The organism is Pseudomonas sp. FP603, from assembly GCF_030687415.1.
GTDB classification, from domain to species: Bacteria; Pseudomonadota; Gammaproteobacteria; order Pseudomonadales; family Pseudomonadaceae; genus Aquipseudomonas; species Aquipseudomonas wuhanensis.
Map to the genome: position 1 here is coordinate 864,418 of NZ_CP117431.1, position 22,128 is coordinate 886,545.

General features: G+C 58.4%; 22 protein-coding genes. 13 read left to right on the forward strand and 9 right to left on the reverse strand.

From position 1 onward, the window contains the following. Positions 1-329: 329 nt before the first annotated feature. The gene (gene quiC, locus PSH65_RS04065; RefSeq protein ID WP_305425031.1) at positions 330-2,231 is read left to right on the forward strand and encodes a 3-dehydroshikimate dehydratase QuiC; all 1,902 of its coding nucleotides are present in this window, start codon (positions 330-332) and stop codon (positions 2,229-2,231) included. A 103-nt stretch (positions 2,232-2,334) separates the two neighbouring features. Further along, positions 2,335-3,012: a TetR family transcriptional regulator gene (locus PSH65_RS04070; RefSeq protein ID WP_305425033.1), complete on the forward strand. Its 678-nt coding sequence runs from the start codon at positions 2,335-2,337 to the stop codon at positions 3,010-3,012. Between the two features lie 60 nt (positions 3,013-3,072). On the opposite strand, the gene PSH65_RS04075 is transcribed toward PSH65_RS04070, so the two are convergent. The 3 genes from PSH65_RS04075 to PSH65_RS04085 form a co-directional block, all read right to left on the reverse strand. After that, on the reverse strand, positions 3,073-3,927 hold the full coding sequence (locus tag PSH65_RS04075; RefSeq protein ID WP_305425034.1) for a shikimate dehydrogenase: 855 nt from the start codon (positions 3,925-3,927) through the stop codon (positions 3,073-3,075). A gap of 5 nt (positions 3,928-3,932) precedes the next feature. Further along, complete coding sequence (gene aroQ, locus PSH65_RS04080; protein ID WP_305425035.1) at positions 3,933-4,373, reverse strand: type II 3-dehydroquinate dehydratase; 441 nt, start codon at positions 4,371-4,373, stop codon at positions 3,933-3,935. Positions 4,374-4,551: 178 nt separating this feature from the next. After that, positions 4,552-5,463 (reverse strand): LysR family transcriptional regulator, encoded by a 912-nt coding sequence (locus PSH65_RS04085; protein ID WP_305425036.1) that lies wholly within the window; start codon positions 5,461-5,463, stop codon positions 4,552-4,554. A 263-nt stretch (positions 5,464-5,726) separates the two neighbouring features. On the opposite strand from PSH65_RS04085, the gene PSH65_RS04090 reads away from it, so the two are divergent. Together PSH65_RS04090 and PSH65_RS04095 are read left to right on the forward strand one after the other, a co-directional pair. Next, complete coding sequence (locus PSH65_RS04090; RefSeq protein ID WP_305425037.1) at positions 5,727-6,155, forward strand: DUF4160 domain-containing protein; 429 nt, start codon at positions 5,727-5,729, stop codon at positions 6,153-6,155. After that, positions 6,152-6,598 carry a DUF2442 domain-containing protein gene (locus PSH65_RS04095; protein ID WP_305425038.1) on the forward strand — a complete coding sequence of 149 codons (447 nt, stop codon included), beginning with the start codon at positions 6,152-6,154 and terminating at the stop codon, positions 6,596-6,598. The genes PSH65_RS04090 and PSH65_RS04095 overlap by 4 nt, the downstream gene beginning before the upstream one ends. Before the next feature lie 54 nt (positions 6,599-6,652). On the opposite strand, the gene trmA is transcribed toward PSH65_RS04095, so the two are convergent. Together trmA and PSH65_RS04105 are read right to left on the reverse strand one after the other, a co-directional pair. After that, on the reverse strand, positions 6,653-7,732 hold the full coding sequence (gene trmA / locus PSH65_RS04100) for a tRNA (uridine(54)-C5)-methyltransferase TrmA (protein WP_305425039.1): 1,080 nt from the start codon (positions 7,730-7,732) through the stop codon (positions 6,653-6,655). Next, on the reverse strand, positions 7,729-9,024 hold the full coding sequence (locus tag PSH65_RS04105) for an NCS2 family permease (RefSeq protein WP_305425041.1): 1,296 nt from the start codon (positions 9,022-9,024) through the stop codon (positions 7,729-7,731). The genes trmA and PSH65_RS04105 overlap by 4 nt, the downstream gene beginning before the upstream one ends. Positions 9,025-9,249: 225 nt before the next feature. On the opposite strand from PSH65_RS04105, the gene PSH65_RS04110 reads away from it, so the two are divergent. Both PSH65_RS04110 and PSH65_RS04115 read left to right on the forward strand, forming a co-directional pair. Next, entirely contained in the window at positions 9,250-9,705 is a 456-nt protein-coding gene (locus PSH65_RS04110) for a DUF4879 domain-containing protein (RefSeq protein WP_305425042.1), read from the forward strand. A gap of 67 nt (positions 9,706-9,772) precedes the next feature. Continuing rightward, complete coding sequence (locus PSH65_RS04115) at positions 9,773-10,324, forward strand: DJ-1 family glyoxalase III (protein ID WP_305425043.1); 552 nt, start codon at positions 9,773-9,775, stop codon at positions 10,322-10,324. A gap of 18 nt (positions 10,325-10,342) precedes the next feature. On the opposite strand, the gene PSH65_RS04120 is transcribed toward PSH65_RS04115, so the two are convergent. After that, positions 10,343-11,581, reverse strand: a complete 1,239-nt coding sequence (locus PSH65_RS04120; protein ID WP_305425044.1) for an MFS transporter — start codon at positions 11,579-11,581, stop codon at positions 10,343-10,345. 439 nt (positions 11,582-12,020) lie between these two features. Here PSH65_RS04120 and PSH65_RS04125 point away from each other — a divergent pair, with 439 nt between their 5' ends. From PSH65_RS04125 to PSH65_RS04135, 3 genes are read left to right on the forward strand one after another with little or no spacing between them, the layout of a single operon-like run. Continuing rightward, a complete protein-coding gene (locus PSH65_RS04125) occupies positions 12,021-13,463 on the forward strand; it encodes a cytochrome ubiquinol oxidase subunit I (RefSeq protein ID WP_305425045.1) in 1,443 nt (480 codons plus the stop codon). Between the two features lie 3 nt (positions 13,464-13,466). After that, complete coding sequence (cydB, locus tag PSH65_RS04130) at positions 13,467-14,474, forward strand: cytochrome d ubiquinol oxidase subunit II (protein WP_305425046.1); 1,008 nt, start codon at positions 13,467-13,469, stop codon at positions 14,472-14,474. A 26-nt stretch (positions 14,475-14,500) separates the two neighbouring features. Then, on the forward strand, positions 14,501-14,668 hold the full coding sequence (locus PSH65_RS04135; RefSeq protein WP_052967973.1) for a DUF2474 domain-containing protein: 168 nt from the start codon (positions 14,501-14,503) through the stop codon (positions 14,666-14,668). A gap of 65 nt (positions 14,669-14,733) precedes the next feature. Here PSH65_RS04135 and PSH65_RS04140 read toward each other — a convergent pair whose 3' ends face one another. Further along, a complete protein-coding gene (locus PSH65_RS04140; protein ID WP_305425047.1) occupies positions 14,734-15,858 on the reverse strand; it encodes a class I SAM-dependent methyltransferase in 1,125 nt (374 codons plus the stop codon). Positions 15,859-16,047: 189 nt separating this feature from the next. After that, positions 16,048-16,755: an autoinducer binding domain-containing protein gene (locus PSH65_RS04145; RefSeq protein WP_305425048.1), complete on the reverse strand. Its 708-nt coding sequence runs from the start codon at positions 16,753-16,755 to the stop codon at positions 16,048-16,050. Positions 16,756-17,040: 285 nt separating this feature from the next. Between PSH65_RS04145 and PSH65_RS04150 the strand changes: the two genes are divergently transcribed. After that, positions 17,041-17,817 (forward strand): ferredoxin--NADP reductase, encoded by a 777-nt coding sequence (locus PSH65_RS04150; protein ID WP_305425049.1) that lies wholly within the window; start codon positions 17,041-17,043, stop codon positions 17,815-17,817. A 45-nt stretch (positions 17,818-17,862) separates the two neighbouring features. Here PSH65_RS04150 and mscL read toward each other — a convergent pair whose 3' ends face one another. Further along, positions 17,863-18,276 carry a large-conductance mechanosensitive channel protein MscL gene (gene mscL, locus PSH65_RS04155; RefSeq protein WP_305425050.1) on the reverse strand — a complete coding sequence of 138 codons (414 nt, stop codon included), beginning with the start codon at positions 18,274-18,276 and terminating at the stop codon, positions 17,863-17,865. Positions 18,277-18,561: 285 nt separating this feature from the next. On the opposite strand from mscL, the gene katB reads away from it, so the two are divergent. The 3 genes from katB to radA are packed head-to-tail and all read left to right on the forward strand — an operon-like array spanning position 18,562 to position 22,128. Then, on the forward strand, positions 18,562-20,103 hold the full coding sequence (gene katB, locus PSH65_RS04160) for a catalase KatB (RefSeq protein ID WP_305425051.1): 1,542 nt from the start codon (positions 18,562-18,564) through the stop codon (positions 20,101-20,103). A 57-nt stretch (positions 20,104-20,160) separates the two neighbouring features. Next, positions 20,161-20,715, forward strand: coding sequence for an ankyrin repeat domain-containing protein (locus PSH65_RS04165; RefSeq protein WP_305425052.1), 555 nt, complete (start codon positions 20,161-20,163; stop codon positions 20,713-20,715). Between the two features lie 45 nt (positions 20,716-20,760). Beyond that, on the forward strand, positions 20,761-22,128 hold the full coding sequence (radA, locus tag PSH65_RS04170; protein WP_305425053.1) for a DNA repair protein RadA: 1,368 nt from the start codon (positions 20,761-20,763) through the stop codon (positions 22,126-22,128).

Sequence of the window (22,128 nt, forward strand, 5' to 3'; positions counted from 1 at the left end):
AGGGCACAAAGTTCGGATGGACGCCAGGCACGGCGTGAGGGCGGTGGAGCAAGCAAACAAGGCGTTGAATGAGTGCATGAGCGTGTACCCGTTTTTTGAAATTTTTATGTGGTGTTCAGGGTCTTTGGTAACCGAGTCCATGGGTCGTGACCGGACTCAATGTGGTGTCGATGTTGCGCAGTGGACGAAAAATCGTCAATTCGCCAACTGCCATTTTGTTCGATAATCGCCCGCAAAACTAACCGGGTAGTACACTTTGAATTGCTGTGTGGATTCGTCAAGCCAATAATTTGCCCAACAAGAATGTCCCCACCACCGGGAGTCGACACATGCAGCGTTCCATTGCCACCGTTTCCTTGAGCGGCACCCTGCCGGAAAAACTTGAAGCCATTGCCGCCGCCGGTTTTGACGGAGTGGAAATTTTCGAGAACGACCTTCTCTACTACGACGGCAGCCCGCGGGAAATCAGGCAGATGTGCGCCGATCTCGGGATCGCGATTACGCTGTTTCAACCCTTTCGTGATTTCGAAGGTTGCCGCCGCGATCGCCTGCCGCGCAATCTGGAGCGGGCCGAGCGCAAGTTCGATTTGATGCAGGAACTGGGCACCGACCTGGTGCTGGTGTGCAGCAACGCCTCGGCCGACTCCATCGGTGATGAGCAGATTCTGGTCGACGACTTGCGTCTGCTAGCCGAACGGGCCGGCGCTCGAGGCCTGCGGATCGGTTATGAAGCCTTGGCCTGGGGCCGGCACGTGAACACCTGGCAGCAGGTGTGGGACATCGTTCGCCAGGCCGATCATCCGAACCTCGGCGTGTTGCTGGACAGTTTTCATACGCTGTCGCTCAAGGGCGACCCGAGTGCCATCGCCGAGATTCCCGGCGACAAAATCTTCTTCGTGCAAATGGCCGACGCGCCTATCCTGGCCATGGATGTGCTGGAGTGGAGCCGACACTTCCGCTGCTTCCCGGGCCAGGGCGAATTCGATCTGCCGGGGTTCCTCGCACCCATCATCAAAAGTGGCTACACCGGGCCGCTGTCCCTGGAGATCTTCAACGACGGTTTCCGCGCCGCGCCACCCCGGGCCAACGCCGCCGACGGCTTGCGTTCGTTGCTGTACCTGGAAGAGAAAACCCGCCAGCGTCTGGAACAGGAAGCCACGCCCCCGGCCATTCGCGACATTCTGTTCGACACCCCCAGCGCCAGCGAATACAACGGCATCGAGTTTCTTGAATTCGCAGTGGACGAAAGCCTCGGTGCCAAGTTGTCTCATTGGCTGGAGCGACTGGGTTTCGTCAAGGCCGGGCAACACCGTTCCAAGAGTGTCAGCCTGTTGCGTCAGGGCGATATCAACCTGATCCTCAACTCCGAACCTTATTCCTTCGCCCATAGTTTTTTCGAGGCGCACGGCCCATCACTGTGCGCCACCGCCGTGCGGGTCAAGGACAGCGCCAGTGCGCTGGCCCGCGCCGTTGCCTACAAAGGCCAGCCCTATCGCGGACTGGTAGGCCCCAATGAGCTTGAGCTGGCAGCGGTGCGTGCGCCGGATGGCAGCCTGATTTACCTGGTGGACCAAAACGCCGACGTTTACGGCACCGACTTCAATCTGCAACCGATGGCCGTCGCCAGAGGTGGCCTCAAGCGTATCGACCACATGGCGATGGCACTGCCGGCCGACAGCCTCGACAGTTGGGTGCTGTTCTATAAAAGCCTGCTGGATTTCGAAGCCGACGATGAAGTGGTACTGCCCGACCCGTATGGTTTGGTGAAGAGCCGCGCATTGCGCAGCCGCTGCAGTTCGATCCGCCTGCCGCTGAACATTTCCGAGAACCGCAACACCGCCATCTCACACGCACTGTCGAGTTATCGCGGTTCTGGCGTGCATCACATCGCTTTCGATTGCGACGACATCTTTGCCGAAGTCAGTCGCGCCAAGGAGGCGGGCGTGCCGCTGCTGGATATCCCGCTCAACTATTACGATGACCTCGCCGCGCGGTTCGATTTCGACGATGAGTTCCTCAGCGAGCTGGCCTATTTCAACGTGCTTTACGACCGCGATGCTCAGGGCGGCGAGCTGTTTCATGTGTACACCGAACCGTTCGAAGGGCGGTTCTTCTTTGAAATCATCCAGCGCAAAAATGGCTATGCGGGTTACGGCGCGGCCAATGTGGCAGTGCGACTGGCGGCCATGGCTAAATCGCGAAGTGGTGGCGTACGTCAGGCAAAGTTGTAGGAAAATCGTAAACACGGGTACAAAACCGCTGCTTCGCGGCTTCCTTCACCGCGCGCAGCGCCCCATAATCGCCTGCTTGTGCAGTGATGGCCGTGAGCCCGCAATGACAATAATTTCAGAACTCTCCGTAGCGCCCGAAAAGCCAATAGCCGAGCCTCGCAAGAGTCGCAAGAACAACCCGGAAAAAACCCGCGAGAACATCCTTCAAGAGGCCATTGTCGAGTTCGTTCAGCAGGGGCTGTCCGGTGCGCGCGTCGATGCGATCGCCGAGCGCATCCACACCTCCAAACGCATGATCTATTACTACTTCGGCAGTAAGGAGCAGCTCTACGTCGAGGTACTGGAGAAACTCTACGGGGATATCCGCAGCACCGAAAACCGTTTGCACCTGGCCGAACTGGCGCCGGTGGAAGCGATTCGGCGGTTGGTGGAATTCACCTTCGATCACCATGATCGCAATGTCGATTTCGTGCGCATCGTCTGCATCGAGAACATTCACAACGCCGAGTATGTGAAGCGCTCCGATGCGATCAAGGCAATGAACAACACCATCCTCGATTCACTGGGCGAGATCTTGCGACGCGGGGCTGCAGAGGGAATATTCCGCACCGGTCTCGATCCGCTGGATGTGCATCTGCTGATCAGCTCGTTTTGCTTCTATCGCGTGTCGAACCGTCATACCTTCAGTGAGATCTTTCAGATCGACCTGCCGGATGAAAGCATCAAGCAGCGTCATCGGGAGATGATTTGCGAGTCGGTTTTGCGGTATCTGCAGGCCTGATCTGTGGCGAGGGGGCTCGCCCCCGTTGGGCTGCGAAGCAGCCCTCAGATCTTTTAAACCTCAACCATTCATGCTCTGAAAATGCGCCAGCATCCGCTGGGCATCCGGCACCACGCCGCTGAATAACTCAAACGCCTTCACCGCCTGAAACACCGCCATGTTGCCGCCATCCAGGGTTCGGCAACCCAGCGCGCGGGCGTGGCGCAGCAGTTCGGTTTCCAGCGGGAAGTAAACGATCTCCGCGACCCACAACTGCGCTCGAAGCAACTCCACCGGCACGGGTGTACCCGGCAGTTTTTTCATACCCATCGGCGTGGTATTCACCAGACCGTCAGCCTGGCCCAACGTGCCTGGCAAATCATGCCCGGCCACGGCGCGGCCGAAACCAAAATGCTGATTGAGGTTGTTCGCCAGCGACTGAGCGCGACTTTGATCCACATCGAAAATGCTCAGCAGCTGTACACCTTCGCTCAATAGCGCGTGGGCCACTGCCGCGCCTGCGCCACCGGCGCCCATTTGTACTACGCGTTCAAGGGCAACGCCCTGCAAGCCACGGCGAAAGCCTTCGGCAAAACCCAGGCAATCGGTGTTGTGGCCGATGCGTTTACCGTCCTTCAGCACCACCGTATTCACTGCGCCGATACCGCGGGCTTCCGGCGACAATTCGTCAAGCAACGGGATGATTGTCTGCTTGCACGGGAAGGTGATGTTCAGCCCGGTGAAATTCATCCGTTCGGCAGCCATCAGCAGGTCGGGCAGGGCGCTGCTGTCGAGTTTCAATTGATCCAGATCGATCAACCGATACAGGTAACGCAAACCCTGCGCATCGCCTTCATGCTCGTGCAGCGCGGGGGTGCGGGAAGCCTGAATGCCGGCGCCGATCAGCCCGGCCAATACCACGGTGTTCTGTGTCATGACGCTTAACCTTTCAAACGTTGGCTGAAATGCTCCAGCGCCAAACGATAGCCGTGGCTGCCGAAACCGCACATCACCGCCGTGGCGATGGACGAGACAAAGGAGTGATGCCGGAAGGGTTCGCGGGCATGGACGTTGGACAGATGCACTTCGATCACCGGCAGTTCGCTGGCGACCAGGGCATCGCGAATGGCGACCGAGGTGTGAGTCCAGGCGGCAGGGTTGATGACGATCCCGGCGCAACGACCACGGGCGGCGTGGATCCAGTCGAGCAGTTCGCCTTCATGGTTGGTCTGGCGAAACTCCACTGTCAGGCCGAACTCTTCGGCAGTACGACCGCACAGTGCGGAAATGTCCGCCAGGGTTTCGTGGCCATAAGTCGCCGGTTCACGGGTGCCCAGCAGGTTCAGGTTCGGGCCGTTGAGCACCAGAACGATAGGGGACATCGGGTCTCTCCACATATTATTTTTGGCATTGGCCGAGGGTTTCAGCCTGTGAGGAGAAATTGTACTAACTGGTTAATAAGGTCAATTGAAGAGGGCGTCAGGCCTGGATTATTTGTGCGGTGATCGGACAGATACAAAAAGATCGCAGCCTTCGGCAGCGCCTACAGATGCGATCTTTTCAGCGCGGCAGACGCTCAACCAGAAAATCGATAAAGGCTCTTAACCGCAACGGCACATGGCGGCTTTGCGGGTACAGCAGAGTGAAGGGGCGGGAGCATCCGCTATAGGGCTTGAGCACTTCCACCAGCGAACCGTCCGCCAGTTCGTTTTCGACGATGAAGCGATAGGTTTGAAAGATCCCGGCGCCGCTTTTTGCCAGCGTCACGCCGCCCAATACGTCATCGGAGCAGCAGTAATTGCCCTCGGCCAACATCTCCCGCGGCGCGCCGTTGTCGTTGAACAGCCAGGCAATCCGTCGCCCACTGCTGGGCAGTTCGTACTGAATGCATTCGTGCTGAGCCAAGTCATCCAGGGTCTTTGGGGTGCCGGCGCGATTCAGGTAATCAGGGCTGGCAATCATCACCAGCGCGGCGTCCTCCAACGGCCGGGCAATCAGCCCGGAGTCGGGAATGGCCCGCACACGGATTGCCATGTCATAGCCTTCGCCGACGAAATCGATGTTGCGATTGCTGATATGCGCCTCGACTTTCACGGCAGGAAAGAGAGCCCGAAACGCAGGCAGCAACGGCAGGATTCGATGATGGGCATAGGTCGTGGGAATGCTGATGCGCAAGGTGCCGGAGGGTTCTTGCTGCTGCCCCATCACCTCGCGCTGAGCCTCGACCAGTTGTGCGAGAGCCTCACGACACTCCTCGAAATAACGCCGGCCACTGTCAGTCAGCTTGACGCTGCGGGTGGTGCGCGCAAACAGCCGTACGCCCAAACGTTCCTCCATACGCGACACCGAGCGGCTGACGGCGGCCGGGGTCACGCCCGCCACCAGGGCCGCGGCAGTAAAGCTGCCGGCTTCGGCGGCCAGGCAAAACAGTTCGATGCTGCCTAATTGAAGATCGTCGAAATGTCGCTGCATGATTGATTACACCAGGAATCAAATGAAGTGTCTGAACTTGTATTTATCAAATAAGAGCGCACAAATACAGCGCCGGATTCTGCACCGGCCAGGTGTTGGCAATGAAAGGATTGCTTACTCTTTTTTGCCTTGATCGGCAGCGCCCGATCAGCTTGGAACGCTAGGCTCAATCGTGGCCGGTTGATCAATCGATCAGTGCCAGTTATCGGATTCTTCAAGGAATGGCGAATCTTCGAACTCTATAACCTAACGGATGGGTTAGCATGAACGTATGCCGCTACAAAGGGTTTTCACTGGTGGTCATGTTGCGTGATGAACACTGTCCGCCGCACGTTCACGTCGACGCAGGCACATGGAGTGCGCGCTTCAGGTTCAGCTTCTGGCACAACGGTGTCGAGCTCTGGGATGTCGTCCCTCAATCACATCGACCTCCTTTGGCTGTGCTGGAGGGATTGCGCCAGACACTCAGGCAACCTGCCCATTTACGGCGAGCCCGTGGCATCTGGTGGAGCAAATTGCAGACGGCTTGCCTCGACAATCAGTTATGGGATTGGCAGGGCAATGAAGTGGTCGTGATGAAGAGGATTGCCAGCACGACTTACATGATTGGTTCGGCTCGCTATGAGCCGGAGAGCAACAAGACCCTGCTGGCCTTGATGGGAGCACCCGAGGGCGTGGAGATCGAATTATGAAAACTATAAGCGCAAAAATGCAGGTCGAGCACCCAGTGACCGAAGGCGCCCTGGACGAAGCGATCGAGAGTGGTGAGGCGCGTCGTCGTGCCGGATTGAATGCGACGACGGTGATCTTTCTTGATCCGTGTCTCGCCGTCGGCTTCGAGGATGGCAGCGGTGTGTTGTTGCCAGTAAAAAACTATCCGGAGTTCGATGGTTTTGAGACCGAGGATTTCGCCGGGCTGAAAGTCGGTTTCGCCGGAGCCGCGCTTTGTCATGAAGACAAGGAATTGCAGGTGTCCATCGCCGGTTTGATTTCGGCGAGTAAACCCCTTATGGATATGGCCGCCTCGGTGATCGCCTCGCGCAATGGTCGTCAGAGCAGCGCGGCGAAGGCCGAGGCTGCGCGGGCTAACGGCAAGAAGGGCGGTCGCCCGCGCAAGGTCGATGTGGCGCGTTGATCGCCCACAAAAAAGCCGTCCAGTGGACGGCTGATTTGTATATGAAGGCTGCAATCAACGACGGGTCAACAACACCCCGGATTCCATGTGATGGGTCCACGGAAACTGGTCGAACATCGCGCATTGGGTAATGCGGTGAGTGTCGTGCAGTTGGGCGATGTTGGCCGCCAGGGTTTGCGGGTTGCAGGAAATGTAGAGGATGTTGTCGAAGCGTCGGGTCAGTTCGCACGTGTCCGGGTCCATGCCGGCGCGTGGCGGATCGACGAACACGCTACCGAACTCGTAGCTCTTGAGGTCGATGCCATGCAGGCGCCGGAACGGGCGAACTTCGTTCAGGGCTTCGGTCAGCTCTTCGGCAGACAGACGCACCAGCGTGACATTACCCACCGCGTTTTCGCTCAGGTTGCTGAGTGCCGCGTTGACCGAGGTCTTGCTGATTTCGGTGGCCAGCACTTTGCGCACGCGGGTAGCGAACGGCAGGGTGAAGTTGCCGTTGCCGCAATACAGCTCCAGCAGATCATCCTGGCGATCACCGAGAGCGTTATACGCCCAGTTGAGCATCTTCTGGTTCACCGTGCCGTTGGGTTGGGTGAACGCGCCTTCCGGCTGGCGATAGCTGAAGGTGCGGCCGCCAACTTCGAGCTTCTCGACCACGTAATCGTGACCGATCACTTCGCGCTTGCCCTTCGAGCGACCGATGATGCTGACGTTCAGGTCGGCTGCCAGTTTCGATGCGGCCGTGTGCCAGTGCTCGTCCAGCGGGCGGTGATAGCACAGGGTGATCATCGCATCGCCAGCCAGGGTGGTGAGGAACTCCACCTGAAACAGCTTGTGGCTCAGGGCCGCACTCGCTTGCCAGGCCGCCTTGAGTTGCGGCATCAATTGGTTGATGCGCAGGCTGGCAATCGGGAACTCTTCGATCAGGATCGGCGTGCGTTTGTCTTCCTGGGAAAACATTGCGTAATGGCGCTCGCCGGCTTCGCGCCACAGGCGGAACTCGGCACGCAGTCGGAAGTTTTTCAGCGGCGAATCAAACACCGCAGGTTCCGGTGCATCGAACGGGGCCAGCAGATCACGCAGGCGCGTGACCTTTTCTTCGAGCTGAACGGCGTAAGCCTGGGAATCAAAAGTCATGCGTTGAACCAACCCAACTTGATCACGAACAGAATCGACAGAATCACCAGCGCCGAATTCAACTCACGGCCGCGACCGGACAGCAACTTGATGGCTGTCCAGGAGATGAAGCCGAAGGCGATACCGTTGGCAATGGAATAAGTGAATGGCATGGCCAGGGCGGTGACCACGACCGGTGCGGCGACAGTGATGTCGTCCCAGTCTATTTCCGCAAGGCCGGATGTCATCAGTACGGCGACGAACAGCAACGCAGGCGCGGTGGCGAAGGCTGGAACGCTGGCCGCCAATGGCGAGAAGAACAGCGCCAGCAGGAACAGAATCGCGACCACGATGGCAGTCAGACCGGTGCGGCCACCGGCACTCACGCCGGCTGCGGATTCGATGTAGCTGGTGGTGGTCGAGGTGCCCAGCAACGAACCGGCCATGGCCGCGGTGCTGTCGGCGATCAGGGCGCGGCCCATTTTCGGCATGTGGCCGTCCTTGCCCATCAGGCCGGCGCGCTTGGCGACGCCGATCAGGGTGCCGGAGTTGTCGAACAGGTCAACGAACAGGAAGGCGAAAATCACGCTGACCAGGCCGATGTCCAGCGCGCCCATGATGTCCAGTTGCAGGAAGGTCGGTGCCAGCGACGGCGGCATCGACATCACGCCGCCGAACGGGGTGAAGCCCACCAGGATGGAGACGATGGTCACCGCCAGAATGCCAATCAGCACCGCTCCACGAACTTTCAGGGCCTCCAGGGCAACGATCAGGGCAAAACCGAGTGTCGCGAGGATCGGCGCCGGTTGCTTCAGGTCGCCGAGGCCGACCATGGTCGCCGGATTGCTGACGACAATGCCGGCGTTGTGCAGGGCGATCAGTGCCAGGAACAGGCCGATACCGGCGGCAATCGCCGAGCGCAGCGCCAATGGGATGCTGTTGATGATCCATTCACGGATGCGGAAGATCGACAGCAGAAAAAACATTACCGCCGAGAGGAACACCGCGCCCAGCGCCACTTGCCAGGTGTGGCCCATGTGCAGGACCACGGTGTAGGTGAAGAAGGCGTTCAGTCCCATGCCCGGTGCGAGGGCGATCGGGTAGTTGGCGATCAGGCCCATGGTCGCCGAGCCGATGGCGGCTGCCAGACAGGTGGCGACGAACACCGCGCCCTTGTCCATGCCGGTCTCGCCGAGGATGCTCGGATTGACGAACAGAATGTAGGCCATGGCCAAGAAGGTCGTGACGCCCGCCAGAATCTCGGTCCGCACGTTGGTGTTGTGTGCCTTGAGTTGAAACAGCCTTTCCAGCATGTCTGCTCCCCGTGGCGCGCCCGGCGCCGTGAATGTATCGACCTCAACAGCAAAGCACAGACCGCTGCAGGCGCCTGGGTATTTTCTGTGGGTCGGAAAAAGCCGCGCATCATACCAGCAGCGTGGGGCTATGGCTGCTTATGGCTGCGATCGTCGCCGATGTTTTGCACAAAAGGGAACTGCGCCATACTGCGCGCTGTTTTTTGGGGGAGGGAGGGGGTAGATATGTATTGCATTAATAAGCGTGTGGTTGCGGCATTTGGGGTGCTGCTTACCTGTTTCATCGGAGCGCAAACAGCCTCTGCGGCCATGGCTCAACCGTTGAGCCAGGTGAAGGTGCTCAAGGTCGAATCGCCATCCTGTGGATTTGAAAGTATTGCGGACGGTCAGGATCAGACGCGCTGCGACCACAGTGGCCCGAACATCAAGGTCTACGTGCTGGAGGTCGGCTACGGTCGCGAGCCTCATGTTGCGCTGGACGGTTTCAAAGTGGACGGCACCCGAACCCCTGTCTGTGCTTTTGATACCGGCAACCTGACCGAGTGCTCCGCCGGGAAAAAAACCGTCGGCTATCTGTACATCTTCAACCTGGCAGGCAAGCAGGACGGCACCTTCACGTTCAGCAACACCTCGATCAACGCGCCGGGCAATACGCTGTCGACGCAGCTTTACATCAAGTAATGGCTGGCCTTGAACAAGGGTCAGGAAAGCTGACTACGCTTTAAAGATCATCCTGTGGACCGCACCCATGACCTTTAGAGCCCTGATTACCCTCGCCGAGGGCATCGACGATCTGCAAACCGTGACCCTGATTGATGTGCTGCGCCGCGCCAAGGTTGAAGTGGTGGTGGCCAGCATCGAGTCGCGACGCATGCTCACCTGCGCTCGCGGCACCCGCTTGACCGCCGATGCGATGTTGGTGGATTTGCTCGCCCAACCCTTCGACCTGATCGTTCTGCCTGGCGGTGCGGTAGGAGCGCAGCATTTGGCGGCCCACCAACCCCTGCAACAACTGATCAAGGACCAGGCCGCAGCCGGGCGTCTGTTCGCCGGTATTGCCGAATCTCCGGCACTGGCGCTGCAAACCTTTGGCGTTTTGCGTCAGCGACGCATGACTTGCTTGCCCACTGTCAGCAATCAACTGTCGGGCTGTAACTTCATCGATCAACCGGTGGTGGTCGATGGCAATTGCATCACCGCTCAGGGTTCAGGCGCCGCGTTGGCGTTTGCGCTGACGCTGGTGGAGCACCTCTGTGGCAAAGCCATGCGGTCAACGGTGGCGGGGGAGTTGCAGGTTTAGAGTGCCCTGGACAACACGTCAGACCCTGACCTCTTCCACCGGCACATGCATACGGTCGCGGTTGGCCAGGGTCGGGAACAGTTTGATCCAGGCCCCGGTCACCATCAGCGTGCCGATGCCGCCCATCACCACTGCCGGCACCGTGCCGAACCAGTGGGCCGTCAGGCCGGACTCGAACTCGCCGAGCTGATTCGAAGCGCCGATGAACAAGCCATTCACAGCGCTGACCCGGCCGCGCATTTCGTCGGGGGTTTCCAGTTGCACGAATGAGGCACGGATTACCATGCTGATCATGTCCGCTGCACCCAAGACCACCAGCACGGCGAGAGAAAACCAGAACGAAGTCGACAGGCCGAAAGCGATGGTCGCTACGCCGAATACACCCACGGCGGTGAACATGACCCGCCCGACGTTTCGCTCCACGGCAAATCGCGCGAGAAACAGCGACATCAGCAGCGCACCGACTGCAGGGGCTGAACGCAGCAGGCCCAGACCCCACGGGCCGGTCAGCAGAATATCTTTGGCGAACACCGGCAGCAGCGCGGTCGCGCCACCCAGCAGGACGGCAAACAGGTCCAGGGAAATCGCCCCGAGAATGTCTGGGCGACTGCGAATGAAGCGGATGCCCGCCAGCAGCGAATCCAGGGTGGCCTTGCCCTTGTTCAGCGGTGTCTGCCGGGCCGGGAGGTTGAGCATCAGCGCACAGGCGATGAGGTAGAGGATCACCGTCGGGCCATACACCCAGACGCTGCCGAAGGCGTAGAGCAAACCGCCCAGTGCCGGGGCGACGATGGTCGCTGATTGTTGTGCAGATTGCGCAGCGGCAACCGCGCGGGGGAACAACGCGCTGGGCACGATGCTCGGCAGCAATGCCTGAGTTGTCGGCATTTCGAAGGAGCGGGCGGCACCGAGCAGGAACGCGAGGATGAAGATCATCTCCCGGGTGACATGGTCGGTCGCGCTGCCAATGGCCAGCGACAGGGCAATCAGCGCTTGCAGGGACTGACAAATCGCCGCGACCTTGCGCCGGTCATAGCGGTCCGCGACATGCCCGGTGTGCAGCATGAACAATACCCGCGGAGCAAACTCCACCAAACCTACCAAGCCCAGATCGAGCACGTTGCCAGTCAGTTGATACAGATTCCAGCCGATTGCCACAGTCAACATCTGAAAACCGCTGGCGGTAAACACCCGAGCCAGCCAGAACGCGATGAACGGGCGGTGATGACGTAACAGCAGGGGCGCTTGGTTGGGCATCTGAAGGCAGGTCTTGAGCGAGGGAAGGGCGAGATTATCACCAACCTGTAACCGGAAGTTGCGAGCGCGGAAAATTTAGTTAGCTAGACACCGATCTACGCAGCCCTTAAATCCCCTGTGGCGAGGGGCAAGCCCCCTCGCCACAGTTAGCCAGCCACCCAAAAGATGTATTGCAGCCCATGACAAAACCCGTGAGGCAACCTGTCACGCGGCAAAAGACCACACCGTCCATCGGCAAAAATGCGACTACTCTTTCAGCGTTGCTTGATCCAGATCAAGACCCTTCGTGGAAATGATCCGGCGGCCAGATGGCCAGATTCCCTACGTTGTGATGATGGTAGAAAAAGAACGAATTCAAATTCGACACACTCCATAACCGTGGGGGCAGTGGGTGCAGGCCGCAAGCCTTCAGCCGGTATTACCTGACAGAGGAAAACTTATGTTCGGTTTGGAGGCACTTGATCTCGCCCGGATTCAGTTCGCATTCACCATTTCGTTTCACATCCTGTTCCCGGCCATCACCATTGGCCTGGCGAGTTACCTGGCAGTGCTCGAAGGCCTGTGGCTGAAGACGCACAACGACACTTACCGCGATCTGTACCATTTCTGGTCGAAGATATTTGCCGTCAACTTCGGCATGGGCGTGGTGTCCGGTTTGGTCATGGCCTATCAGTTTGGCACCAACTGGAGCCGTTTCTCGGATTTCGCCGGTTCCGTGACCGGGCCGTTGCTGACCTATGAAGTACTCACCGCCTTCTTTCTCGAAGCCGGTTTCCTCGGTGTCATGCTGTTCGGCTGGAACAAGGTCGGGCGCAAGTTGCACTTCTTCGCTACCGTCATGGTGGCCATCGGCACGCTCATTTCGACCTTCTGGATTCTGGCCTCCAACAGCTGGATGCAGACCCCGCAAGGCTACGAGATCGTCAACGGCCAGGTCATTCCGGTGGACTGGCTGGCGATTATCTTCAACCCGTCGTTCCCCTACCGCCTGATGCACATGGCCACGGCGGCATTCGTTGCGACCGCCTTCTTCGTCGGTTCGTCGGCGGCCTGGCACTTGCTGCGCGGCAAGGACAACCCGGCGATCCGCACCATGCTCTCGATGGCGATGTGGATGGCGCTGATCGTTGCCCCGATTCAGGCCGTTATCGGTGACTTCCACGGCCTCAATACCCTCAAGCATCAGCCGGCGAAAATCGCTGCGATCGAAGGCCACTGGGAAAACCACGGTGATGAACCGACCCCGCTGATCCTGTTCGGCTGGCCGGACATGAAAGCCGAAAAAACCAAATTCGCCGTCGAGATCCCGTACCTGGGCAGCCTGATCCTGACCCATTCCCTGGACAAACAGGTGCCGGCGCTCAAGGAGTTCCCGCCTGAAGACCGGCCGAATTCGACCATCGTTTTCTGGTCGTTCCGGGTCATGGTTGGTCTGGGCATGCTGATGATCTTCACCGGTTTGTGGAGCCTGTGGCTGCGCAAAAGCGACAAGCTGTACACCTCGCGGCCATTCCTGTACCTGGCGTTGTGGATGGGCCCATCCGGCCTGATCGCAATCCTCGCCGGCTGGTTCACCACTGAGATCGGCCGTCAGCCGTGGGTGGTCTACGGCTTGATGCGCACGGCAGACGCGTCCTCCGGGCACAGCTTCGTGCAGATGAGCATCACCTTGATCATGTTCGTTGTGGTGTATTTCGCGCTGTTCGGCGCCGGTCTTGGCTACATGATGCGTCTGGTGCGCAAAGGTCCGAAGATCGACGAAGGCAAGGAAACCAACGAAGGGGGCCCTGGCCAGAAACGCACACCGGCTCGTCCGCTGTCTGCAGCCGATGACGATGGCACCGAAGCTGATAACAGCCCCAGCCTGACCAAGGAGATTTGAATCATGGGTATTGATCTTCCGCTGATCTGGGCCGTGATCATCATCTTCGGCATCATGATGTATGTGGTCATGGACGGTTTCGACCTGGGGATCGGGATTCTTTTCCCGTTCATCAAGGGCAAGAGCGATCGTGACGTCATGATGAACACCGTCGCCCCGGTCTGGGACGGCAACGAAACCTGGTTGGTATTGGGCGGCGCGGCATTGTTCGGCGCTTTCCCGCTGGCCTATTCGGTGGTGCTCTCGGCGCTGTACCTGCCGCTGATTTTTATGCTGATCGGGCTGATTTTTCGCGGTGTGGCCTTTGAGTTCCGCTTCAAGGCCAAGGACGACAAGCGTCATCTCTGGGACAAGGCATTCATTGGTGGCTCGATCGCCGCAACGTTCTTCCAGGGCGTGGCGTTGGGTGCGTTCATCGATGGGCTACCGGTAGTCAATCGTCAGTTTGCCGGCGGTTCACTTGACTGGTTGACCCCGTTCACGATGTTCTGCGGTGCGGCGCTGGTGGTGGCTTATGCACTGCTCGGTTGCACTTGGCTGATCATGAAAACCGAAGGCAAGTTGCAGAAGCAGATGCATGACCTGGCGCGGCCTTTGGCCTTCGTGTTGTTGGCGGTGATTGGCATCGTCAGTATCTGGACGCCATTGGCCCACGCCGAGATCGCTGCACGCTGGTTCACCCTGCCGAACCTGTTCTGGTTCTTGCCGGTGCCGATTCTGGTGCTGGTGACCCTGTACGGTCTGATTCGGGCGGTGGCTCGCAATGCGCATTACACGCCATTCCTGCTGACCCTGGTGCTGATTTTCCTCGGCTACAGCGGCCTGGGTATCAGCCTGTGGCCGAACATCGTGCCTCCGTCGATTTCGATCTGGGACGCTGCCGCACCGCCGCAAAGCCAGGGCTTCATGCTGGTGGGCACGCTGTTCATCATCCCGTTCATCCTGGGTTACACCTTCTGGAGCTACTACGTGTTCCGCGGCAAGGTCACCCACGAAGATGGTTATCACTAGCCTATGGCGCAGAGGAGAAAGCGATGATGGCTGGCAAACCTGATTTGCAGGAAATCGAAGCAGCCGAGAAAAAGCCGCTCTGGCAGCGACTCGGCTGGCTGGCGATGATCTGGACCGGCAGCGTGGTGGCACTGTTCATTGTGGCCTCGCTGATGCGCATGTTCATGAATGCCGCCGGTTTGAGCACCCACTGAAATTCCCATCCCGTTGCCTTGCAGCACGGATTTATAGCCCTCCTGGTGGAGGGTTTTTTTTCGCTTTATTTACGTGCTTTGAGGATGACGAACTTGGGGGTGGCCGCGACTTGCTCAACGCCGCGGAACAACCGCGCCAGCTTGCTGTGATAACCCAGGTGACGATTGCCGACGATGTACAGCGCGCCGCCCACCACCAAGGATTCACGCGCTTGCTGGAACATCCGCCAGGCCAGGAAGTCGCCGACCACTTGCTGTTGGTGAAACGGCGGATTGCACAGCACCACGTCCAGGGATTGCGGTTCCTGTTCCGCCAAACCATCGCCGGCCCGCACAATCACGTCGCGATCGCCCAGCGCCGCGCGCCAGTTTTCAGCGGCCGATTGCACGGCCATGAACGACTCATCCACCAAGGTGTAGTGGGCCTCAGGGTTTTGCAGGGCACTGGCAATTGCCAGCACGCCGTTGCCACACCCCAGATCGGCAACTCGTGCTGCGCCGAGGTTCTTCGGCAAGTGCGGCAAGAAGGCCCGCGTGCCGATATCCAGCCCTTCGCGGCAGAACACATTGGCGTGATTGAGCAGTTCGATCGCAGGCGTGTCGAGTCGATAGCGGGTCGGGTAAGGGGAGACAGCAGGAGCTTTGGCTTCGGCTGTGGCGATCAGCAACCGAGCCTTCTTCACCGCCAGCGAGGCTTGCACCGGGCCGATGTAACGATCCAGCAGATCGCCCGCAGCGCGCGGCAAATGCTTCACCATGGCGGCCGCAATCACTTGAGCGCCGGGAGCCAGCTGCCCCTGTAGCCGGATCAGTTGCTCTTCCAGCAAGGCCAGGGTTTTCGGTACCCGGATCAGTACCCGGTCAAACGGACCGACGAACGCTTCGCTGGCCGGCACCCTCGGCACCGCATCAAACGCCTGGCCGTTGCGTATCAGGTTTTTTTCCAGTCCCTGAAAGGCCAGAAACGAATCGCCGCTGCTGGTCACCCGAACCTTGCCCACCAGGCTGGCGGCCAAAGCACCGAAGCTGTCGTTGAGCACCAGCACACGAGTATCGGCTGCCGGCTGTTGCGCGGCCAGATGAGTGAGCAGGTATTCGTCTGCGGCATCAAATGCTTGCAACGGTTCATTCTGCTGTTCTGGCTGGCGGATCAGATCGAGTTGAGCGAAGGGGGTTTCGAGCAGAGGCATGAGGCGGGGGAGCTCTGGTAGTCAACGGAGGATAATCAGCGAGTGGCCCGCCGCTCAGGGGCTTATAGCGGGCGAACCATCCGAATGGACTGCGTCGTGGAATTTCACACGGCATCACTCAGGATGGATAGCAGATGGTACGTTTTTTTCGCTTGGATTACTCGCGGGGATTAGCGGATTCAAACAGATTCAGATGACGCCCACTTTCGCGGCTCTGATCACTGCCGCAATTTTGTTGTTCACGCCGAATTTGCGGATAGCGCCCCGTATGTGGAACTGTACCGTGCTTTCACTCAGACTGAGGATGATCGCAATCTCGCCTGCAGTCTTGCCGTCGGCTGAATATTTCAACACCTCGACTTCTCGGGATGATAAATGCACTGTGCCCGGTTTTGAGGGCGCAGGCAGTTCTTTCGCGACAAGCCCGTGCAGGTGACGGCTAATGAATATCGCATAGCCCAGATTTTTATACAGATCATGCGTCGTAATCGGACAGTGGCTTCTGGCCAGGCTCAGCATGCTGCAAAGCCCGTTCTCATCATGAACGGATTGGGACCAGCCATAGCGCAATCCTTGCTGTTTTTGTGCTTGCCACAGCGTCGGTGTCTTGAAAAAGACCTTTTCATGCCAAAGAATCGGCAATTCGGAATGATTGCAATGGGCTAGTATCGGATCGATTTCACTGAAGTGCTCTTGTTCATATTTCGAGTTCCATTCGGTGGGATAGTTATTCAGATTGATCGGATGGCGATGTATCCCCCTTGTTTGGGATGTTATTGAAAATGCACAGAAATTAAAGCCAAGGTTTTTAACGAGATTGAGAGACATCTCGTACGCGGTCTCTATTTTCTGAGCGTAAGAAAGCTGCGTTAACTGTGATTCCTTCCACACTTTCATTTGGTAACTCCATTGCGGACTTACTTGCGTTGGTGCTGATTGGATCCAAGATCCGGCACGCCACGAGTGTAGGAGATTTCCTACTTGCATGCTGGATTTTTTTGCTCTTGAAAATGCTTGCAACTGCATAACCGGTTCTTAGGTCTGTTACTGGCGGAGAAACAGAATCAACGGCTGATCGTGTTTGTACTATTTAGTGAACGGAGCAAAAGCCATTACAAATCACCGGTGTTTATGCCGCCTGCTTTGCGGGACACTGGCGTTATCTGTTGAATGGAGCAACCCATGACTGCCAGTGCAGAGAAATTCACGCGCCAGACGCTACTTGACGTCCAGCCGTTGACTTCAAACCTGTTCACCCTGCGAACTACCAGGGATTCGGGCTTTCGTTTTCGCGCAGGGCAATTCGCCCGGCTGGGCGTGACCAAGGCGGACGGCAGTACGGTGTGGCGGGCTTATTCCATGGTCTCGTCCCCCTATGACGAGTTCCTGGAGTTCTTCTCCATTGTCGTTCCGGGAGGCGAGTTCACCAGTGAGCTGAGTCGGCTGGAAGTTGGCGATACTCTGCTGGTCGACCGGCAGGCCTTTGGTTATCTGACGCTGGATCGCTTCGTCGATGGCCGTGACCTCTGGTTGTTATCCACAGGCACGGGCCTGGCGCCGTTTCTGTCGATCCTGCAGGACTTCGAGGTTTGGGAAAAATTCGAGCGCATCCTCCTGGTTTACAGCGTGCGCGAAGCGCGGGAGCTGGCGTATCAGGAGCTGATTGCGGGGTTGGCGCAGCGTGATTATCTGGCCGAGTACGCACACAAGCTGCAATTCATCGCCACCGTTACCCGCGAGCAGCATTCGGGTGCCTTGAATGGGCGGATCACGACGCTCCTGGAAAGTGGCGAGCTGGAGCGGACGGCTGGTGTAGCGCTGACAGCCGAGCATTCGCGGGTGATGCTCTGCGGTAATCCACAGATGATTGATGACACGCGCAAGTTGCTCAAACAACGACACATGCAGTTGAGCCTCAGTCGCCGCCCTGGCCAAGTAGCGGTGGAAAACTACTGGTAAACAAAACGGCGCCCCGAAGGCGCCGTTTGTGCGGGCAATCAGTCATCAGGGCTGATTGTTCTGGGCCTTGAGCAGATCGCGAATCTCTTCCAGCAGCTCTTCTTCCTTGGTCGGAACCGGCGGCAGGGTTGGCGCAACGGCCTCTTCGCGTTTCAGACGGTTGATGGCCTTGACGCCCATGAAGATCGCGAAGGCGACAATGATGAAGTCGATCAGGCTCTGGATGAACTTACCGTAGGCCAGCACCACCGCCGGGACATCACCGTTGGCGGACTTGAGCGTAATGGCCAGGTCACTGAAGTCGACCCCACCGATCAGCAAGCCGATTGGCGGCATCACCACGTCGCCGACAAACGACGAAACGATTTTGCCGAAGGCGGCGCCGATGATGATACCCACGGCCATGTCGACCACATTACCTTTGACCGCGAAGGCCTTGAACTCACTTATCACGCCCATAGGTTATTTCCTTGTTACAGATGAGGTTGGTGAACGCAGTGTAAATCAGCAAAACGTCCCTTGCTTGAAACGCCTTCTTACAATGCCCGTGTCTATCGACACATCTTCTGGTAATTAGTTTACAAAATGCCACCACTCGCGCGCGATTACCCGCTCTAGACCGGGCTTTCCAGAACCTTTTCGCTATCGCCCCGGTGCGGGATTTCTATTTATGTTTTGGCCTTCGGGTCACTAGCCTCTGTGAAGCGCACCTGGATGCGCCTTATAAAACCAGAGGAAACTTCCATGACAACTCCCCTTGGCCTCGGGGCTTTTCCCTTGCGTCGTACCTTCGGCGTTCTGACCGCCAGCCTGCTGTCCTTCTCCGTCAACGCTGCGACCTTGACCCGTGATAACGGTGCCGCCGTCGGCGACAACCAGAACTCGCAAACCGCTGGCGCGACCGGGCCGGTGCTGTTGCAAGACATACAACTGATCCAGAAACTCCAGCGTTTTGACCGTGAACGCATTCCCGAACGCGTGGTGCATGCCCGTGGCACTGGCGCCCACGGCACGTTCACCGTGACCGACGACCTCAGCGACCTGACCAAGGCCAAGGTATTTGCCAGCGGCCAGAGCACGCCGGTATTTGTGCGTTTCTCCGCTGTGGTCCATGGCAACCATTCGCCGGAAACCTTGCGTGATCCGCGGGGGTTCGCCACCAAGTTCTACACCGCAGACGGCAACTGGGACCTGGTCGGCAACAATTTTCCGACCTTCTTCATCCGTGACGCGATCAAGTTTCCAGACATGGTCCACGCCTTCAAGCCGGACCCGCGCACCAACCTTGACGACGATTCCCGTCGTTTCGATTTTTTCTCCCATGTTCCGGAAGCCACTCGTACCTTGACCGAGTTGTATTCCAACTCCGGCACGCCGGCCAGTTATCGGGAAATGGACGGTAATGGTGTACATGCCTACAAGTTAGTTAACGCCAAAGGCGATGTGCACTATGTAAAGTTTCACTGGAAAAGTTTGCAAGGAATAAAAAATCTCGCCCCTAAAGAAGTAACGGGTGTTCAAGGCCAAGACTACAGTCATATGACTAACGACTTGGTTTCACATATTAACAAGGGGGACTTCCCGAAATGGGACTTGTACATCCAGGTTCTAAATCCACAAGACTTGTCCAAGTTTGATTTCGATCCACTGGATGCAACCAAGATCTGGCCCGGAGTTCCTGAGCGAAAAGTTGGACAAATGGTGTTGAACCGTAATCCGGCGAATGTTTTTCAGGAAACCGAACAAGTGGCCATGGCCCCGGCCAATTTAGTGCCGGGTATCGAGCCTTCGGAAGATCGCTTATTGCAAGGACGAGTGTTCTCGTATGCCGATACCCAACTGTATCGTCTGGGGGCCAATGCTCTGCAGTTGCCGATCAACGCACCCAAAGTCGCCGTGAACAACGGCAACCAGGATGGCGCAATGAACCTCGGCGCCAGCAGCACGGGCGTGAATTACCAGCCAAGTCGCCTGTTGCCTCGTGAAGAACCGCAAACCGCGCGTTACAGCCAGTCGGCCCTGTCGGGCAGCACGCAGCAGGCGAAGATTCAGCGTGAGCAGAACTTCAAGCAAGCCGGCGATCTGTATCGCTCGTTCAACCAGAAGGAACGTCAGGACCTGATCGACAGCTTCGGTGGCTCTCTAGCCACCACTGACGATGAGAGCAAGCACATCATCCTGTCCTTTCTTTACAAGGCCGACCCGGAATACGGGACCGGGGTGGCCAAAGTAGCCAAGGGTGATCTGGCTCGGGTCAAGGCACTGGCGGCCAAACTGGTCGACTGATCCATCTGCCTGAAGCGGGACCTCATGCGAGGTCCCGTCCGATCAAGGAGTTGTGCCATGCGTTTTTATCTGTCTGTGGTTCTGGCGTGCTGGTCACTCAGTGTGTTCGCCGGACCTGACGTGCAAGCCTCGAATGACCCCCAAGCGCTGAAAGCCCAATTACAGGATTACTACTTCGATGCCGCCCGACGTGGTGATGTGCCCATGCTCGAAACCTTCATCGAGGCCGACTATTCCCTCGATACCCGCGACAGCAAGGGTTACACCGCACTGATTCTGGCCGCCTATCACGGCCAGAGCGCCGCAGTGGAGCGTTTGCTCGCTGCCGGGGCGGATGCCTGCGCTCAGGATCAACGCGGCAATACGGCGTTGATGGGCGCGATTTTCAAGGGGGAAGTGCAAATCGCTCGAACCCTGTTGGCCGCCAATTGCAGCCCCGACCAACGCAACGGCGCCGGGCAGACTGCCGCGATGTATGCCGGCTTGTTCAAGCGCGTCGAGTTGCTGGATGCACTCAAGGCCAAAGGGGCGGACATGAACGCCGAAGATCCGCTGGGCAATAGTGCCGCGCGTCTGGCCAGCGGTGAAATCCGCACGGCAGCGCCGCGCTGATCCGCGTCAGCTGAGCTATCATCGCGGTTTTTGCCGGGAGTTCAGATGGCCAAGGCCAAGCGCATGTACGGCTGCACCGAGTGTGGCTCAACCTTCCCGAAGTGGGCCGGCCAGTGCGGCGAATGCGGGGCCTGGAACACGCTGACTGAAACCATGGTGGAGAGCGGCGGCGCCGCAGCCCCCAGTGGTCGCACCGGTTGGACCGGCCAGCAGGCACAGATCAAAACCCTGGCCGAAGTCAGTGTCGAAGAGATTCCGCGTTTCTCCACGGCGTCCAGCGAGTTGGATCGCGTACTTGGCGGTGGCCTGGTGGACGGCTCGGTGGTGCTGATCGGCGGTGATCCGGGTATCGGCAAGTCGACCATTTTGTTGCAAACCTTGTGCAACCTCGCCAAGAGCATGCCGGCACTGTATGTCACCGGCGAAGAATCCCAGCAGCAGGTGGCCATGCGTGCCCGGCGCCTGGGCTTGCCTCAGGATCAGCTGCGGGTGATGACCGAAACCTGCATCGAAACCATCATTGCCACCGCCCGGGTCGAAAAGCCTAAGGTCATGGTGATCGACTCGATCCAGACGATTTTCACCGAGCAACTGCAATCGGCACCGGGCGGTGTTTCCCAGGTGCGCGAAAGTGCTGCATTGCTGGTGCGTTATGCCAAACAAAGCGGCACGGCGATTTTCCTCGTGGGCCATGTTACCAAAGAGGGCGCGCTGGCCGGCCCCCGGGTGCTGGAACACATGGTCGACACCGTTTTGTATTTCGAAGGCGAATCCGATGGGCGCCTGCGTTTGCTGCGGGCAGTGAAAAACCGATTCGGCGCGGTGAATGAATTGGGCGTGTTCGGCATGACCGACAAAGGCCTGAAAGAAGTCTCCAACCCTTCGGCGATTTTCCTGACGCGCGCCCAGGAAGAGGTCCCGGGCAGCGTGGTCATGGCAACGTGGGAAGGCACCCGGCCGATGCTGGTGGAAGTCCAGGCGCTGGTGGACGACAGCCATCTGGCCAACCCGCGTCGGGTGACGCTCGGTCTGGATCAGAATCGCCTGGCGATGTTGTTGGCGGTTTTGCACCGGCACGGCGGCATCCCGACCCACGATCAGGACGTGTTCCTCAACGTGGTCGGCGGGGTGAAGGTCCTGGAAACCGCTTCCGACCTGGCCTTGATGGCGGCGGTCATGTCCAGTTTGCGCAACCGGCCGCTGCCACATGATCTGCTGGTGTTTGGTGAAGTCGGATTGTCGGGTGAAGTGCGCCCGGTGCCGAGTGGCCAGGAACGCTTGAAAGAGGCGGCCAAGCATGGCTTCAAACGCGCCATCGTGCCTAAGGGTAATGCACCGAAAGAGCCGCCGCCGGGGTTGCAGATTATTGCCGTGACGCGCCTGGAACAGGCGCTCGACGCACTGTTCGAATAA